At 61.4% G+C, this 17316-nt stretch carries 15 protein-coding genes; 8 read left to right on the forward strand and 7 right to left on the reverse strand.

The window, feature by feature from the left end; translation table 11 throughout:
• Nucleotides 1-922 precede the first annotated feature (922 nt).
• Entirely contained in the window at nucleotides 923-1168 is a 246-nt protein-coding gene (locus WS49_RS34920; protein WP_156441370.1) for a hypothetical protein, read from the forward strand.
• Nucleotides 1169-1800: 632 nt separating this feature from the next.
• A complete protein-coding gene (locus tag WS49_RS34925) occupies nucleotides 1801-1956 on the forward strand; it encodes a hypothetical protein (RefSeq protein ID WP_156441371.1) in 156 nt (51 codons plus the stop codon).
• A gap of 695 nt (nucleotides 1957-2651) precedes the next feature.
• Here WS49_RS34925 and WS49_RS09480 read toward each other — a convergent pair.
• Entirely contained in the window at nucleotides 2652-4103 is a 1452-nt protein-coding gene (locus tag WS49_RS09480; protein ID WP_059526974.1) for an IS1182 family transposase, read from the reverse strand.
• Nucleotides 4104-4209: 106 nt separating this feature from the next.
• Here WS49_RS09480 and WS49_RS09485 point away from each other — a divergent pair, with 106 nt between their 5' ends.
• The 3 genes from WS49_RS09485 to WS49_RS09495 all read left to right on the forward strand — a co-directional run bounded on the left by WS49_RS09485 (nucleotide 4210) and on the right by WS49_RS09495 (nucleotide 7745).
• Nucleotides 4210-4464 carry a hypothetical protein gene (locus WS49_RS09485; protein WP_155624433.1) on the forward strand — a complete coding sequence of 85 codons (255 nt, stop codon included), beginning with the start codon at nucleotides 4210-4212 and terminating at the stop codon, nucleotides 4462-4464.
• 449 nt (nucleotides 4465-4913) lie between these two features.
• Entirely contained in the window at nucleotides 4914-6866 is a 1953-nt protein-coding gene (locus WS49_RS09490; RefSeq protein ID WP_156441372.1) for a P-loop NTPase fold protein, read from the forward strand.
• 243 nt (nucleotides 6867-7109) lie between these two features.
• On the forward strand, nucleotides 7110-7745 hold the full coding sequence (locus WS49_RS09495) for an isochorismatase family cysteine hydrolase (protein WP_059526982.1): 636 nt from the start codon (nucleotides 7110-7112) through the stop codon (nucleotides 7743-7745).
• Nucleotides 7746-7812: 67 nt separating this feature from the next.
• Here the strand turns inward: WS49_RS09495 and WS49_RS09500 are convergent, their stop codons facing one another.
• Nucleotides 7813-8544: a ribonuclease T2 gene (locus tag WS49_RS09500; protein ID WP_059526985.1), complete on the reverse strand. Its 732-nt coding sequence runs from the start codon at nucleotides 8542-8544 to the stop codon at nucleotides 7813-7815.
• 303 nt (nucleotides 8545-8847) lie between these two features.
• Nucleotides 8848-10251 (reverse strand): HdeD family acid-resistance protein, encoded by a 1404-nt coding sequence (locus tag WS49_RS09505; RefSeq protein ID WP_059526988.1) that lies wholly within the window; start codon nucleotides 10249-10251, stop codon nucleotides 8848-8850.
• Between the two features lie 282 nt (nucleotides 10252-10533).
• Here WS49_RS09505 and WS49_RS09510 point away from each other — a divergent pair, with 282 nt between their 5' ends.
• Both WS49_RS09510 and WS49_RS09515 read left to right on the forward strand, forming a co-directional pair.
• The gene (locus WS49_RS09510) at nucleotides 10534-11091 is read left to right on the forward strand and encodes a helix-turn-helix domain-containing protein (protein WP_059526991.1); all 558 of its coding nucleotides are present in this window, start codon (nucleotides 10534-10536) and stop codon (nucleotides 11089-11091) included.
• Nucleotides 11092-11176: 85 nt separating this feature from the next.
• Entirely contained in the window at nucleotides 11177-11758 is a 582-nt protein-coding gene (locus WS49_RS09515; RefSeq protein ID WP_059526994.1) for an HD domain-containing protein, read from the forward strand.
• 35 nt (nucleotides 11759-11793) lie between these two features.
• On the opposite strand, the gene WS49_RS09520 is transcribed toward WS49_RS09515, so the two are convergent.
• Nucleotides 11794-13332, reverse strand: a complete 1539-nt coding sequence (locus WS49_RS09520) for an MFS transporter (RefSeq protein ID WP_059526997.1) — start codon at nucleotides 13330-13332, stop codon at nucleotides 11794-11796.
• A 177-nt stretch (nucleotides 13333-13509) separates the two neighbouring features.
• Here WS49_RS09520 and WS49_RS09525 point away from each other — a divergent pair, with 177 nt between their 5' ends.
• Nucleotides 13510-14415, forward strand: a complete 906-nt coding sequence (locus tag WS49_RS09525; protein WP_059526999.1) for a LysR family transcriptional regulator — start codon at nucleotides 13510-13512, stop codon at nucleotides 14413-14415.
• A gap of 68 nt (nucleotides 14416-14483) precedes the next feature.
• Here the strand turns inward: WS49_RS09525 and WS49_RS09530 are convergent, their stop codons facing one another.
• The 3 genes from WS49_RS09530 to mmsB are packed head-to-tail and all read right to left on the reverse strand — an operon-like array spanning nucleotide 14484 to nucleotide 17310.
• On the reverse strand, nucleotides 14484-15623 hold the full coding sequence (locus WS49_RS09530) for an enoyl-CoA hydratase/isomerase family protein (RefSeq protein ID WP_059527002.1): 1140 nt from the start codon (nucleotides 15621-15623) through the stop codon (nucleotides 14484-14486).
• Nucleotides 15620-16411, reverse strand: a complete 792-nt coding sequence (locus WS49_RS09535; protein ID WP_059527004.1) for an enoyl-CoA hydratase — start codon at nucleotides 16409-16411, stop codon at nucleotides 15620-15622. The genes WS49_RS09530 and WS49_RS09535 overlap by 4 nt, the downstream gene beginning before the upstream one ends.
• Nucleotides 16408-17310: a 3-hydroxyisobutyrate dehydrogenase gene (mmsB, locus tag WS49_RS09540; protein WP_059527008.1), complete on the reverse strand. Its 903-nt coding sequence runs from the start codon at nucleotides 17308-17310 to the stop codon at nucleotides 16408-16410. The genes WS49_RS09535 and mmsB overlap by 4 nt, the downstream gene beginning before the upstream one ends.
• Nucleotides 17311-17316: the final 6 nt, after the last annotated feature.

A 17316-nucleotide genomic window follows, 5' to 3' on the forward strand; every position in this document is an offset into this window, starting at 1 on the left:
AGACGATTACATACCGCAACTTCTAGCAAATCAGAATAAGTTTATGACGATTTGGAAAGCAATTTAGCCCCCGTGTGGGATGTTCCCAGCGGATCGTCATCACACGTTGCGGGCTGTGGAGGCGAGGGGTACGCAGAGCGCTCGTGGGAACAGTGGCCGTATAACGTTCCGCGGCCATTCCGCAGACGGACATCCAGCCTGAAGTAGCCACCACCGGGAGAATCGTTCTGGACCAAGAGCACGAAGTGTGACCGCGTCCGATTGCGGGCGAAGTAGCGAGCCGCAAAATTCAGGGGCCGGCCTCGAGCCTGGGTCACTCTGATCAGCGAGTTCTTGATCGAAGGGGACTCATTACCTTTGGAACACCCCTTGCTCTGTCCGACATTCTATCGTTTCGGCGAAGTCGTGAAAGTCGTTTGTAAATCATTTGGTCTACGCTGACTCAGGCGAGAAAGTTGATCGCGAAGCATCTTCAAAATGCATTCTCTTTTTGGAGATTGATCATGCGTCGTCCGTTAGCCGCTGCTGCCATTCTTGTTGCGTCGTCATTTTCCTGCTTCATGGAGTGCGCAAGTGCTCAGATATGTCCATATTCCAGCACCGCCTTGCCGCCCGGAACCTTCCAGGAGTCGTGCAATGCCTGCAAAGTGAGCGGAGGTATTCTCTATTGCGGCAACTGCCCGACTGGCTCCAGCTGCGGACTGTACGGGTGCAGCCATAGTTCCTCAATCGATATTTGCTCGTGTCTGAACCCGCAAACTGGAATGCTGCAGATCTGGAATCACAACGGTAACCTAGAGTGTGGTAACGGCTGATGTCGCCAAGAGCCCTTACCACCTGCTTCGTCAGCAAGCGAAACAAGGTCTTAATTTACGCCTGCGTGAGCTGCATCGGACAGGGTTACGCCCTAGTGGGAGCTGCCATGGCCACTGTCAATTTTAGAGTTTGTACGCCAAACGCTATCGGCGACACGACAATCGTCGTCAAAGATCAGAACAACAATGGAGTGGTTATATTTAACGGCCCGGTCGCACAAGACAGCTGTAGCGCCTCAATCCCAGCGACGGGGAACGGCTCCGATGAAGCCACACTTTTAATCTCGGTGAATGGTGGCACCCCATATACAAAAGACTTTGTCAAGGACGGCGACGATGTAAACGTGTTTTAGTGTTCCGTACTGCGTCGCGAGGAGCAGGATGCCAAAAACGACAACCCGTATTCGTTGAACTCATTCGTAACTGAGAATGTTAGTCCTTCAAAGGGATTGCCGCTTGCGGGATGGAGCCGACACCTGAACGTCCAATCAGCGGCGCATAGTGATGGCGCTTTGTCGCCGGAAGCCGCCGCCCATGACCATCGTTAACTGCTGAACGTCGAACTTTGAGCGGCCCAATGCGCGCCGCTGCTATAGTCGAACAGCCAAAGCAACTTTTCGCCGTGACATGAGCATGCAATCCGCATCAACACCTGCAACCGTCACTCCAATGATGCAGCAGTACCTGCGCCTTATCTGACAAGGCCCGACGCACAAAGCTACGCTGAAACCTACGCCCGCACTTTTATGGATGGGCCGCTACCGACCCGAAGCGGACCATCAATGTACTCCGGTGTAAATGGCGGGTCCTAGCTTGGAACCGACGTCCAAACATCAAAACTGGGCGAGGATAAGCAACTCGGTATTTTCATTACGTTAGAACTTCGGGTTAACACCTCTTTATGGGCCGCGTTGAACATCCTAGGCTCACTGTAGCCATTCAAATAGTATTACCCATCTAAATTACTAGCCAATGGGGTGCACAAATGGTTACCAAAAAAGAAACAATAAAGCCACCGACATCGAAAGAATTGAAAGATGCAGGCAAAGAGTTGCCGAAAGGACACTCCTCTGCCGGCCGCACCATGGCAGACAAGTCGGTCGCGGTGAAACAAGGCGTTGCAGCGCCAAAGAAGAAATGAAATTGCAGACAATGCGACGGAAAAATAGAGGTACGGTTGCGCCGATTCATGGGCAACTGAATCAGTTTCAAATAAATTGTCTCCACATATCGCAAAACGGGGTGGCATATGGCGCTTTACAAATACTCCAATCACTTGCAACAAAACCAGCACGGAAATTTCGATTCTCTCCGCGATCCAGGTACACAAGCCCCGGACGCTGGTATCTACAGGTGCAACGCTTGCGGGCACGAGATAGGGATAGCAAAGAACCATATACTCCCGCCTCAGAATCATCATACACATACTGCCAATCAAGGGCCTATCCGCTGGAAGCTATTAGTGGCGACGGAAAACTAGTGATTCATCGCGCGACAGTGTCGTATTTGTCCGTTTGATCGTCACACAAGTTCAAAGCGATCCTACATCCTGACTGGGTACGGTCGAAGGAGAGGATTTCGGGAAATGGCCCAATGTCCGCACAGAATGATAAAGCAACGCCCGTATGTGGAACTCGAACGGCCGTTTGCGGATAGGGCTCACATCTGAACGTCCGAATGACCGGCGCAGTTAACGACCGTTCATGGCCGAGGCCGTGTAAAAACGCGCAGAACGGCCGACCGGTGACGCCCAGTTGGGCGCTCAGTTGTTTTCGACCGAGGTGCAGGCAGATTAAGTAATCGTGTTTTGCGGGTAAGCAGCGTCGGCTCGCGAGTTCACGCGCCTGCCAGCTTCATCGCTCGCATCGTTTTTGCGAATCCGAGTATCCTGATCACCCGCTTGAGGTTGTAGGCCAGTACATGCAAACTCATTTCGGCCGCAACATGGCCCAAACAGCGAGTCTGGAAGTGGGTTGAGCCCATCCAGTGTTTGAGTGTGCCGAACACGTGTTCGACCGTCCGGCGCCGTATCGTCATGGCGTCAAGCTGGCGATCCAGTCTTGACTGCATTGCCTCAAGCACCGCCTCGTGTTCCCATCGTCGGATGCGTCTGTAGTCTGCCGGCGTGCACTGGCTTTTCATCGGGCACTTCGGGCAAGCGCTACTCCAGTACGTTCGCAGCTCCAGCAGATTTGCGCCTTCGAAGGAGGTGTATCGGTATATCGCACGTTGACCTGCTGGGCACAGGTACTGATCATCCCTGGCGATATAGATGAATTCGGCCCGGTCGAACCGTCCATCCGCCTTTGCACCTGATGTCTGTGTTTTCGGTACCAGCGCCGCAATACCCGCGTCGTCGCAAGCCTTGATTTCCGTTGCATTGAAGTATCCACGATCGGCCAGTGCCTTGAGCTTCTTCTTGCCCATCGCTTCGCGCGCGGCTTTGGCCATTGGGCTTAGCTGCGCGCGGTCACTACCGACGTTCGTCACTTCGTGTGTCACGATGAGGTGATGCTTCGTATCAACAGCCACCTGAACGTTGTAGCCCACCACGCCTGTGCCTTTTGCCTGCGACATCATCGAGCGCGAGTCGGGATCAATCAGCGAGACCTGTTTTTCCGGTAAGTCATTCAACAGTTCTGCGGCTCGATCCAGTTCCCGCATCTGCTCGCGCAGCGTCTGGATCTTTTCTCTTAGCCGTTCGGTTTTGGCTTCCACCTCGACTGGCTGCGTGCGATCCGCCGTCTCCAGAGCATCCAGATAACGCTGAATGCTCTGTTCGATCTGTTCCTGACGCCTAGCGATCTTGTTGGGCGTGAAGTTGTTATCGCGGCTGTTGACGGCCTTGAACTTGCTGCCGTCGATGGCAACGACTGCTTGCGTGAAGAGCTTCAAGTCGCGGCATATCACCACGAAGCGCCGACATACATTGCGAATGCCGACGCCGTTGTTGCGTCTGAACTCGGCGATTGTCTTGAAGTCCGGCGCGAGGCGCCCGGTCAACCACATCAGTTCGACATTACGCTGGCACTCGCGCTCCAGACGTCGGCTCGACTGCACGCGGTTTAGATAGCCGTAGATGTAGAGTTTGAGCAGAACGGCCGGATGGTAAGACGGTCGGCCCGTATTCGCAGGCGTGGTGCCCTCGAATCCCATCGAAGCCAGATCGAGCTCGTCGACGAATGCATCAACTATCCGCACGGGATTGTCTTCGGCGATAAAGTCTTCGAGACATTCCGGCAGCAGCGTTGCCTGATTGCGGTTTGCACCTTCGACAAATCGCCCCATCTCCGCCTCTCGCGCTAGCAGGTTGATTCAGTCTAGGCGATTGATCTGAATTCCGGGCAATATATGCGTTCAACACGTGACCAGTCACGACACAATGGAGACGGAGATGGTGTTTTTTGCATGCTCGAAGATCGGGGTTGCCGCATTCGAAAGTCTATGGCGCGATAACAACGACCATCAATTGTGGGTGGACGCAGGCGTGCTAACTGAGGAAGAAATTGCGGTGCTTCGCTCTACAGGAGCACTCGTCACGAATTTTGCGGGCCATGCTCGCGCGGGAGACGCCAAGGAAATGGCGTGCGCAGTTGCCGTAATTCAAGAGCACCATCCCGTCGAACCGATTTGGATCGAGGCTGCGTGAATTGAACGGTAGTTTTCTCGTTCGAGGCGTTCTCCGTGCGTTTTTACACGGTCTCGGCCGGACTCGGCCTGCTGCGGTCCCGGCGGCCAGGGACCGGCTCAAATAGACCCATAGCAGCCAGTCTCCCTTGCTGGGTTGGCGCGCAACTGAATATGCCAGTTGTGTCCTGTAAGAACACGGTTGCGTCGCCTCGCGTGGCTACTCCAGTAGGGTGGCCGCGGCTGACTTCTATTACACTTTCCAGTAGCCGGGCGGCTTTGTCGATCGGCTAGCTCAGCCCCCTTCTTGATCGTCGCCTAAAAATGGTTGTCAACTGCGTTCCGCCCGCCCTCCCGCAGCGGAAGCTGCAGTATTCTCACCCAGCTATTATTCTATGGATGATAAATACTCTAATAGAGTAAAATTCTTGCTTAATCTTCGGCTAACCATAAACCTACCAAATCGTAGAAATGAAAAATAAAAACAAGCAGATTGGCGAGTTCCTCTCATATTACTACAATCTCCCGTCGCCCCCGGGTTATGCGGTATTAATTCGGGCAAATTGGGGTGCGGGTAAAACTTGGTTCATGAAGGATTCTATAAATAAATTAGAGCACTCCACAGGATTTGGTGAGGCAGAAAAAAAAGGGCGTCGCGCACTGTATGTTAGCTTGTATGGAATGAGCTCACCGAAAGATATAGAGAGTGAATTTTTTCGTCAATTGCACCCAATCCTGGGCTCTAAAGGGATGGCCATTGCCGGAAAAGTAGCGAAGGGCATGCTCAAAGGGACATTGAAGATCGATTTGGACGGAGACGGTAAGGCGGATGGCAGTATTAGCGCCAATGTGCCGGACATCGAACTGCCTAAATACTTACGGGATACAGAAGGCCTTGTGCTGGTCTTCGACGATATTGAAAGATGCTCGATTCCCATCGGAGATCTAATGGGATATATAAACTACTATGTAGAGCACGATGGTTACAAAGCCATTCTTGTGGCAAATGAGGAGGAGCTGCTGCGTCGTGATACAGAGGAAAGCCGGCAGGGTGCCGAATATAGAAGAATAAAAGAAAAGCTTATCGGAAAAACATTTGAAATTGAATCAAATGTCAACGACGCAATTGATGCATTCCTAGGCGAGCTTGAACCAAGTTTCTTCGCCAGCTTCTTGCAAAGCAAGAAGGAGCTTGTGGCGAATCTTCATTCGGCTTCTGGGTACTCTAATTTGCGACACCTTCGGCAGATTTTTCATGACTTCACTCGAATTGGCCAGATGTTGCCTGAGAAGGCAAGGGGGCATGACGATCTATGCACGGACCTTCTGAAGGCGTTTGTCGTCTTTTCAATTGAAATAAAAAGTGGATCCATTGCTGTTTCAGACATTGGCAAACTTTCGGGTTTTCAATTTCAGCAGGCAATAGGCAAAACTTCCAGCGAAGACGATATATTTAGGAAAGTCTTGTCAAAGTATCCACACTTTTCACCTAGTGATGCGGTGCTTTCCATAGAGCTTTGGCAGGAATTATTGGATACTGGTCTCGTGAGTGAAGATCAATTCTCGGAAGCCATACTGCATAGCAAATATTTTGCGCGTGATAATGCTGAAGAGTGGCGCCTGTTATGGGATCTTTATTCGCTGACAGACGAAGAGGTTGCCAGTCTCGCGAAAATTGTCCAAGATAAATTCTTAAATGGTCAGTATAAGAATGTCGGGATATTGCTGCATGTCTGCGGAATTCTCCTGGAGCTATCAAGTATCGGTGCGATTGCGGAGTCATTCGACACTATCATTGATAGTGCCAAGAAAAATATTGACTCCCTTTATAAATCGAGTGAAATTTTAGAGTCTCGGAGTTTTCTTACGCTTCGGACTTTGACGGGTTGGGGTGGTCTGGGGTGGAGGGCGCCGGACAACACACAATTCGGGAAACTGCTTTCATATGCGAAAGACCGGATTACGACGGCAGCTGAAAATAAATATCCTGCCGATGCGCTGGAATTCCTTAATGTCATGGACAAAGACATATGGAGATTCTCGCAGGACTTGACGATTCACAACGGACCGAGCCGGTACTACGACGTACCAATCCTTTCATATATTGCCCCAAATTTGTTTGTAAGGCATGTAGCGGCACTGCATCCAAGACAGCTCCAATACATTCCCGGGACGTTAAAAGAACGATACTCCTCCGGACATGCGCAGACGAAGCTGCGGGTGGAATACTGCTGGCTGATACAAGTGGCGCGTGAGCTGGGAGAGGAAATGGAAAGAAGGAAAGGGAAGATCAGTGGCGTCCTTTTGGGTTATGTTCGCCAAACCGTTCTTACGGCTGCCCAAACGCTCCATCAAGGGAAGAGTATGATTTTTTGCAAAACTCCAAGGCAAAGAAAATTACCGAATTATAAGAGGACGGTTTGAAGCAGGAAATCTATTGGAAGTGTCCTCCAGCATCTGCTGTCTCCGACAGGGGCAGGAACTTGAGGCTCGGACGTCAGCTGTTGGCTGAACCCAGTCGTCAACAACCTCTCCACTCGCCCGCAAAGATCGCATGCCGGCCACATTGACCGAATTCCCGCCCCCCTTGCACTGAAATGGTTGACGACGTATAACGAGCGATCGATTTTCTGAGACACCGAAATGACTCATGGGAGAGCATCAGTCATGCAACCGGAACACGCTTCAGATCTCGCAACGACTCATCACGCAAACGCGGAAAGCCGCACGCGCACACCGATTCCCCCGATCGTGCCCGCGCAAACCGCACTGATCGTCATGCACTACCAGACCGACATCCTCGGTCTCTTTCCATCGGTCGCCCCCACCCTGCTCGCCAACACGCGCAAGCTGTGCGATGCAGCCCGGGCGGGCGGCGTCCACGTCTGTTTCGCGAATCTCCACTTCAGCCCCGGCTATCCGGAGGTCAGTCCACGCAACAAGAACGGCCAAGGAATCAAGCAACTCGGCCTGTTCATCGACGACGGCCTGTGCCCGGAACTCGGGCGGCTGGACAACGAGCCGCTGACCATCGCACATCGCGCGAGCGTGTTCTTTCGCACCGACCTTCAGGCACGGCTCGTCGCGCAGGGCATCGACACGCTGATCCTCGTCGGGATCGCGTCGACCGGCGTCGTGCTGTCGTCGGTTGCGCACGCAAGCGATGCGGATTTCCGGCTGTATACGGTGAAGGACTGCTGCTACGACCCGGATGAGGTCGTGCACGAGCACCTGTTCGCGACGGCGTTCGAGACGCGCACGACGGTGTTGTCGCTCGCGGATGCACTGCGACTGCTCGCATAGACACGCAACACCCGCACCACGCCGGCCGGAACGCACCCGACCGGCGCTCCCCGCGCAACTTCGCGCGTTACTTCGCGATATACACGCCGGACGTCGGGCACGTGCCCTGCGTATTCCCGTCCGTCACGAGCGACGCCGCGCTCGGAAACTGGGTAGTCGCATTCGTCTTGACCGCGATCCACGCTTCCGTGAAATAGCTGACGCCGTTCGTCTTCGTGCACTTCAGCGACACCGCGCTGCGCGTATTGCTGCCGAACGCGCCTTCGAACGCGGACAACAGCTGATTGCGTGTCACGGTCTTACCCGCGTTCGCCTGCAGGAACGCGTTGAACGACGTGTTGCCGAGCCGGCTGATCATGCCGGCCGCCTCGTTCCAGTATGCGTCCGGCGACGCCGAATTCGAGCAGGTGCCGTGCTTGAACCATTCGTGCTTGTCGAGGCAGGACGCCACGCCCGGCATGTAGGTCGACAGCGTGTTGCGGGTCGCGGTGCTGACCGGATACGCATCCATGCTGCACCACTGGTGCGCGTTGTCGAGATCGACGTCGCTCTGCGGCACGCCGCAGTAGAACGGCTGGTTGCCGTCATATCTGTTCGGCCACAGGCCATGCAGCGACAGGCTCGTCGCCGCGTACGTGCCGGAAAGGTTCGTACATTCCGGCGTGTCGTGCGACGCGCAGAAGCCGGGCTCCCACGAAGCCGCGAGCAACAGGTAGTCGTAGCTGGTCTGCGCGACGGCGTGCAACGAGGCGGATGCGACGGCGAGTGCGGCCGCGGCGCGGGCGAGCGTCTTGAGCATGGCGTTTCCTCGGAAAAGGCTTGCGGTCGCGGGATGCGCCGCAAGATTGTCGAATGTCTGCCCGCGATTGTTGCCTGCGCAACGTTGCATCAATATGAAGGTGGACGAAGGAATTCGTAGTGCAACGCCGAACCTCTTGTTTCCTGCAACGGATCCTCCCCACGATGACGCCCACCCGGCCAGGCATGCCCTACCGCGTCGAGATCGGAAACGGGCGAAGCCATGTGCTCACCGACGACACCCCCGCGCTGACGACCCGCTACCGAGCTGCGTGCACGCACGCGCGAGACCGGCGCCACGCGATTATTTCACCGACGCGGCTTCCGATCCACCCGGCGACAGCGCCGCACTGTCCTGCTCGCGCCACGCGCGGCGCGACGCCATGATCGCCTTCACGGCCGAGCGCGCGACCTTCCACCACGCGAACGGTCGCGGATCGGCGAGCATGCTGAGCGCGCGCGCATAGTCGAGCGTGAGCCCGGGCGTCCAGGCCATCGTCACCGCACGCTTGCGGATCTGCGCGGCGACCCACAGCTCGGGCGTGAGCAGCAGCCGGATGAATGCGCCCCACCCGGCCCGCGTGCCCCCGAGCCGCCACACCGCGCCGTCGAGCGCCGCTTCGAGCGCATTCGACACGGTGCTCGAGCAGTTGCGGTGCGTGAGGTTGTATGTGACGGTCTGCCGATACGACGACCAGAATGCGGCCAGCTTCGCCGGATCGTAATTGCGGATCCGCACGCGCACGGTGGACGGACACCACGCTTTCGACTCGGTCGCATAGTCGGGCTGAAACAGGCCCGGCACGTCGTTCTCGCGCGTCGCACGCAGGATCCGCGTGAATTCATCCGGAGAACGATCGATCTCGACGGCCGGGTAGAGGCTGATGTAGATGCCCTCGGGCGACTCCAGCGCCGCATGACCGGTGGAGATCACGCCGTTGACGTCCACCGCCGCGATGTAGCGGTCGATCACCGGATAGCGCTGGGCTTCGGCCTTCGACGTGCCGGTCGGCGTCCACACGTGCACGGTCAGCGCGTGCTCGTGGTCGGCCGGCGGGCCGTCCCATTCGGATTGCGTGAAGCGAGGGATGTCGGGCGCCGCGTCGATGTCCGGCACGATCGACGGCGCCGGCGACGTGACGAACACGGGGTTGCGCGTCAGCCGCCGCACGCGCGCGGCAAGGCTCAACATGTGCATCCCGCCGAACATCAGCAGCAGGCCGAGGCAGTACGGCACGGTGCCCACATAATGGGTCGGATACGGCTGATAGAAGAAGACCGCGAGCAGGATTTCGACGACGCCCCAGGCGAATGCGACGTTCCAGCGCCGGTAACGCACCATCCACGCGGACGTGCACTGCAGCAGCCCGTCGACGAGGAACAGCGTGCCGAAGATCATCGACAACAGGAAGTGGCCGTGATGATGGCCCGCGAACACGAGCCCTGCGGCCACCACGACCGCGATGCCCTTCACGTAGCGCAGGATGCGCTGCCCGCCGACGCCGCTGCCGGCCACCGCGAGCGTCGCGAGCCCCTCGATCAGGAACAGCCAAGCGAACAGTTCGATCGGAAAATGCAGCGCACCGTCGAGCGCGTCGACGAAGATGCCGACGCCCGCGACGACCCACAGCCAGCCCAGCACGGTCAGCCCGCGCCAGCGCGTTCGCAGATATTCGATGCCCAGCAGCAGCAAGACCAGTCGTACCATGGCGCCCTCGTATGTTTTTTCGGGATACGCGCTGGCACGCATCTCCTGTCATGCCGACCGCCGCATCATGCCTCGACATGAACAACGGCAGCCGGCGCGCTCCGCTTTCGCCGAATAATAAGATATGGAGGAGCTGGTTGAAAGCCTGGCGAAAACAATTCCGGCGAGTCAGAACGCCCGACGTCACGCTCTTCGTGATCCAGGCACCCCCGGAATAACGGCCGATTCATCCATTTCGCAACGCGGCGCCAGCACGGCCCGCATCCCGAACGGAACACGAACATGCCCGCCTCACCGCTTCACACCCCGCCGCTCGGCCCGCAACTCAAGCGTTGGCGCACGCTGCATCGCATGAAGCAGAGCCACGCGGCCGAGTTGTTCGGCGTCGCGCAATCGACGATTTCGCGTTGGGAAGCCGGCATCCAGCAGATGTCGCCCGACGAGCGCGCGATGGCCGAGCGGCTGCTTGCCGCGCGTCTCGATTCGGCCGGCGACCACGCGCTCGCCCGGCTGATCGCGAGCAGCACGGCCCGCATGCATCTCGTGTGCGATCTCACGCACCGTCTGCTCGCGTGTTCGCCGTCACGCGCGGCCGAGTTTTCGCGGCCGCTGCCGACGCTGCTCGGCACATCGCTGTGGCGCTACGCGACGCCGGAAATCGTCCGCATGGAAGCCGCGCTCGACCCGCTCGGCTGGCACGATCGCGCGGGGCCGCCGAGCGTCGAGTTCGCGACCGGCGCCAATGCGTCGCGCATCGTGCCGATCCGTGGCAGCACCTGCCGATGGACGCGGATGACGCTGTCGGACGGCTCCGCCGCGCGGCTCGTCGAAACGCTGTAGCAAGCGCGGCGCGCATATTTCATGCGTGGACGCATCGCGTCCGCGCGACGTACGCTTGAGGGCTCGATTCAAGCACTTCACTGCCATGAACCTCGACACGATCCACGCGCGGCTCGATTTCCTGCGCGAAGCCGAACGCCTGAAAAACGTGCTGCGCAGCGGCCATACGTCGACCGGGCGCGCCGAAAGCACGGCCGAACACAGCTGGCGGCTGAGCCTGATGGCGCTCGTGTTCGCCGATGCGCTGCCCGACGTCGACACGACGAAGCTGCTGAAGCTGTGCGTCGTCCACGATCTCGGCGAAGCGCTGCACGGCGACATCCCCGCGATCGAGCAGGCCGCGCATCCGGACAAGAGCACGCATGAACGCGACGACCTGCTGACGCTGACGGCCGGGCTCGATCGCGCGCTGCGCGACGAGATCGTCGCGCTGTGGGACGAATACGAGGCGGCGGCATCACCCGAGGCGCGCGCCGCGAAGGCACTCGACAAGCTCGAGACGATCCTCCAGCACAACCAGGGCAGCAATCCGCCGGATTTCGACTACGCGTTCAATCTCGGCTACGGTCGGCGCTACACCGACGCGGCGCCGCTGTTCGGCGCGATCCGCGCGATCGTCGACGCGGACACGCAACGCCGGATCGACGCTCGCGGCGACGGCACGTAAGCGCGCGGAACCGGCCGCGCGCGACACTGCGCGCATCATTCGCACACCGCCGCCCTGCGCCTTGCCGGCGCGAACGCCACCGCGCTCGCGGTCGCGAGCACGGCCACGCCGGCCGCGCCGTACACCATCACCCAGCCGAACCCGTGCACGAGCGCCGCGTGCAGCGCCGTGCCGGTCGGGTCGGCCTTTGCGAGCGCCGGCGCGATCGCCTGCAGCCCGTCGGTGCGGCCCGACGCGATCTGCTGCGCCAGCATGCGCAGCGTCCCCGCATCGACCGCCCCCGCGACGCCCGCCTTCAGGCTCGCGACGATCCCCGCGACCAGCACGAAGCCCATCGCCGCGATGTTCAGCGCGAGCGAGATCATCCGCGCGCTCATGTCGATGCCCGACGCCATCCCGGCCCGCGAACTCGGCACCGCGCCCGTCGTCGTGTTCGTGACGGGCGTATTGGTGAGCCCGAGCCCGATGCCGGCGATCACGCAGCCTGGCAGCATCGTGAGCCAGCTGGCAGGCTCGACGCCGCTGCCGATCCGCATCAGCGCGAACCCGGCCGCGATCGTGAACAGTCCGCCCGGAATCACGACACCGGGCCCGTAGCGCAGCGCGAGCCGCTCGCCGACCGGCGGCGCGACGAGCGTCGGCAGCGTGTACGCGAGCAGCGCGAGGCCGGCCGTCACGCTGTCGTAGCCGAGCGCGACCTGGAACCAGATCGGCAGGTAGATCATGAACGGCCAGAAGCTGAAGTTCATTCCCATCGAGCCGAAGATCGCGCCGGTGAACGCGCGAATCCGGAACACGGAAAAGTCGAACATCGGCCGCGCGCTCGTGCGCTCCGCGACGAAAAAGCCGGCCAGCGCGAGCACGGTCGCGCCGAGCACGCCAAGCCCGGCCGCGCTCGTGAGCCCCAGCTCCGCGCTCTGCGTGATATAGAACGCGAGACCGAGCACGGCCAGCGACAGCGTGACGATGCCCGCGACGTCGAGCGTGCCCGCATGCGGATCGCGCGACTCCTGCACCGCGCCGCCGATCAGCACGAGCGCGACGGCCGCGAGCGGCGCATGCACGAGGAACACCCACGGCCAGCACGCCAGCGCGACGATCGCGCCGCCGACGATCGGCCCGAAGCCGAGACCGATCCCGAACACGATCCCCCAGATTCCGAACGCGCGCCCGCGCTCGCGCCCTTCGCGGAACTGGTGCGACAGCACCGCGATCTGGCAGATCAGCATCGCGCCGCCGCTCGCGCCCTGCAGCAGCCGGCCCGCGACGAGCACCGGCACGTTCGGCGCGAGCCCGCACAGCAACGACGTCGCGCCGAACAGCACGGTGCCGATCACGTACACGCGCTTGCGGCCGAACCGGTCGGCGAGCGTGCCGGCCGCCATCAGCACCGTCGTGCACGCGATCGTGTACGCGTTCATGATCCACTGCATGCCGTTGAAGTCGCCATGCAGCACGTGTTCGAGCGTCGGCAGGATCACCGGCACGCTCGATATCTCGAGGCCGAACATCAGCGACGTGAGACAGACGGCCGCGAGCGCGACCGCATTCCTGCGGGAGTCGGATAGCGTCATGCGTATTGCGCGACGGCCCGCGACAGGCCGCGCGCCTCCAGATAAGAAAGATGCGCCGCGTGCGGCCGGCAACGCACGCTGAACGGGAATCGGTACTATAGTGAGAATTTCCCTCCCCATTGACGCGACCATTTCTCCAGACTGGGGAATCACAGGACGCAATCAACCCATCCTGCCATGACGGACAGACTCGACGGCGTCACGACCTTCGTCCAGGTCGTGGAATCCGGCAGCTTCGCGCTCGCCGCGGAACGGCTCGACATGACACGCTCGGCGGTCGGCAAGGCGATCGCGCGGCTCGAGAAGCGGCTCGGCGCGCGGCTGCTGCAGCGCACGACCCGCAGCCAGAGCCTGACCGACGACGGCCAGGCGTACTACGACCGCTGCGTGCGCGCGCTGGCGGAGCTGGAAGCGGCCGAAGCCGATCTCGATAGCGGCCGCAACGAAGCGCGCGGCAAGCTGCGGCTGAGCGTGCCGCTCGCATTCGGGCATCACTGCGTGACGCCGATCGTGCTCGACCTCGCGCGCACCTATCCGCATCTGCGGATCGACGTGTCGATCACGGACCGTTTCGTCGATCTGATCGAGGAAGGGATCGACCTCGCGGTGCGGATCGGCACGCTCGCGGACAGCACGAGCCTCGCGGTGCGGCGGCTCGGCACGCAATACGGCAGTCTCGGCGCGGCGCCGTCGTATCTCGCGCGCTACGGGATACCGCAATCGCTCGACGACCTCAGGCACCACCGGACGATCGCGTATTCACGTTCGGGCGTCGTGCAGCCGTGGGACTTGCGCGCGCCGGACGGCTCGACGGTGCGCATCGACATGCCGCACCAGCTCAGTTTCGACGACGTGCAGGCAATCGCGGCGGCAGGCGCCTCGGGGTTCGGAATCGCGTGGCTGCCGAGCTGGCTGCTCGATCATTACGTGAAGCGCGGCGAGATGGTCGTCGTGCTCGATCGCTGCTTCGTGTGCGAAGGCGACATCCACGCGATCTGGCCGAAAACGCGCTACCTGCCGCGCAAGACGCGCTGCGTGATCGACGCGCTCGTGCAGGCGGTGCCGCCGATGATCGAGCGCTGAGCGCGAAAGCGCGGAAAAATGAATTGAAGCCGACGCGCCGCATGGGCGCGTCGGCACATCGCGTCACTTCACGCCGCGCCGAGATCGGCGAGCGGATGCGCGAACAGTTTCCACGGCGACGTCAGAAAATGCCGCACGCGCTCGGCGCGCAACTCGACGAGCGACGCCGGCGCCCAGCGCGGCTTGCGATCCTTGTCGACGAGATGCGCGCGCACGCCTTCGCAGAAGTCGCCCTCCTCGATCGCGCGCGCCACGATGCCGAGTTCCATCCGGAACGACTCGGCCAGCGTCATCTGACGGCCGCGCAGCAGCGCTTCGCGTGTCACGCACAGCATCGTCGGCGAATGGCCGGTGAGCGCGTCGAGCGTCGCCTGCAGCCATTGACGATGCTCGCGCGCCAGCTCGTCGCGTTCAAGATCCTGCTTCAGCGTCGCGACGATCCGTTCGACGGTCGAGCGCTTGTCGAAATGACGGACGATCCACGCCATCTGGCTGTCGAGCGCCGAATGCGGCACGACGTTGCACGGCGGCTCGAACACCTTGCGCAGCGCCGGCAGCACGTCGCCGTCCCACTTGACGCTCTCGATGCGCGTCTCGAACGTATCGAGCCACGACGACGGCACGCACAGGTCCGCGAGCTTCGCGGTCAGCGCATCGGCGCCCGACAGCATCGCGCCCGTCAACCCCACGTACAGTTCGAGTTCGACCGGCATGCGCGACAGGAAATGCGTCGCGCCGACGTCGGGCACGAGGCCGATGCGCGTCTCCGGCATCGCGATCTTGCTGCGCTCGGTCGCGACGCGCAGCGCCGCGCCTTGCGCAAGGCCCATTCCGCCGCCCATCGTCACGCCGTCCATCAGCGCGACGATCGGCTTCGGGAACGTATGGATCGCGTAGTCGAGCCGGTATTCGTCGACGAAGAACGGCAGCCAGGTCTCGCGCTGCGCGACCATCCGGTGCAGCGCGCGCACGTCGCCGCCCGCGCAGAAGCCCTTCTCGCCCGCGCCGCGCAGCACGACCGCGACGATCTGGTCGTCGGTGCGGCAGCGTTCGAGGTGCGCGGCCAACTCGCCGATCATCGGATAGGACAACGCATTGAGCGCGGCCGGCCGGTTCAGCGTGATGAGCGCCACGCGGTTCACCACGCGGAACAGCACCTCCGGTGCGGGCTCCACGAAACTGCCATGAGTCGTGACCGGCGTGCTCATCGTTGCGGCTCTCCATCGGTATGCCATTGCGGCGCGCGCTTGCCGAGAAACGCGGCCACGCCTTCGCGCGGATCGTTCGTGTCGAACAGGTCGACGAAGCGTTCGCGCTCGACCGCGAGCGCCGCGCCGCGCGGCACGCCGCGGCGCGCGAGGCCGATCAGTTCCTTGCTGTATGCAACCGCGTGCGGGCTCTGCCGCGCGACGTTGCGCGCGAGCGCCAGCGCCGCATCGCGCGCCGCGCCGCTTTCGACCACGTCCTCGACGAGGCCGATCCTGAGCGCCGTCGACGCGTCGACGCGCGTGCCGGCCAGGATGATCTTCTTCGCCCAGCCTTCGCCGACGAGCCAGGGCAGCGTCTGCGTGCCGAGCCCGCACGGCAGCAGGCCGACCGACGGTTCGGGCAGCGCCATCTGCGCGTGCGTCTCGGCGATCCGCAGGTCGCACGCGAGCGCGCATTCGAGGCCGCCGCCCATCGCGTAGCCGTTGATCGCCGCGATCGTCACGACGCGCGCGTCATGCAGCGCCTCGAACGCCGCGCCGAAGCGCGCGGCCATCGCACGCGCGACCGCGCGGTCGCCGTCGGCGAACGTGTTGAGATCGGCGCCCGCGCTGAAGAACTTCGGGCCGTCGCCGGTGATCACCAGCGCGCGCACGCGCGGGTTCGCGTTCAATTCGGCGACGGTGTCCTGCAGTTGCCGCAGCCCGTCGGCGGTAAAGGCGTTCGCGGGCGGACGCTTGAGCGTCGCGCACGCGATCGCGCCGTCGTCGACGTAGTCCAGTTCGATCATGAGGCGTCCTTCTTCGTGGCCGGTTGGTACAGGCGGATCACCGCCGAGAAATCGAGTTGCCCGTCGCCGCGGCTGCTCATCGTCTGGTAAAGCTGCTGCGCGAGCGCGCCGAGATAGACGGGCTGGCGCGCCTGCTTCGCGGCGTCGTTCGCGAGGCCGAGATCCTTCAGCATCAGGTCGGTGCCGAAGCCGCCGCTGTAGCCGCGCGACGACGGCGCGGTGTCGATCACGCCCGGATACGGGTTGTAGGTATCCGAGCTCCAGCAGCGGCCCGTCGACGTGTTGACGATGCCGGCCAGCACCTTCGGATCGATGCCGAGCGCGACGCCGAGCGACATCGCCTCCGACACCGCCGCCATCGAGATGCCGAGCACGAGGTTGTTGCAGACCTTCGCGACCTGCCCCATGCCCGTCGCGCCGCAATGGACGATGTTCTTGCCCATGCCGGCGAGCACGGGCTTCACGCGCTCGAAATCAGCGTCGCTGCCGCCGACCATGAAGGTCAGGGTGCCGGCCGCCGCGCCGCCGGTGCCGCCCGACACGGGCGCATCGACGAACGCGCCGCCGTGCTCGCGCACGAGCGCGCCGAACGCCTGCGCGCTCGCCGGGTCGATCGTGCTCGAATCGATCACGGTCGCGCCGGCGCCGAGGCCGGCCAGCACGCCGTTCTCGCCGGCGAGCACCGAGCGCACGTGCGGCGCGGCCGGCAGCATCGTGATCACGAACGCCGCGCCCGATGCCGCATCGCGCGGCGACGCGGCCACCTGCGCGCCGGCGTCCTGCAGCGCGCGCAACGCGTCGGCGCTCAGGTCGAACGCGTGCACTTCGTGGCCGGCCTTCAGGAGGTTCAGCGCCATCGGCGCACCCATGTGACCCAGTCCGATAAATCCGATCTTCATGTTCGT

The organism is Burkholderia sp. RF7-non_BP4 (assembly GCF_001521935.1).
In the GTDB taxonomy this organism is placed as follows: domain Bacteria; phylum Pseudomonadota; class Gammaproteobacteria; order Burkholderiales; family Burkholderiaceae; genus Burkholderia; species Burkholderia diffusa.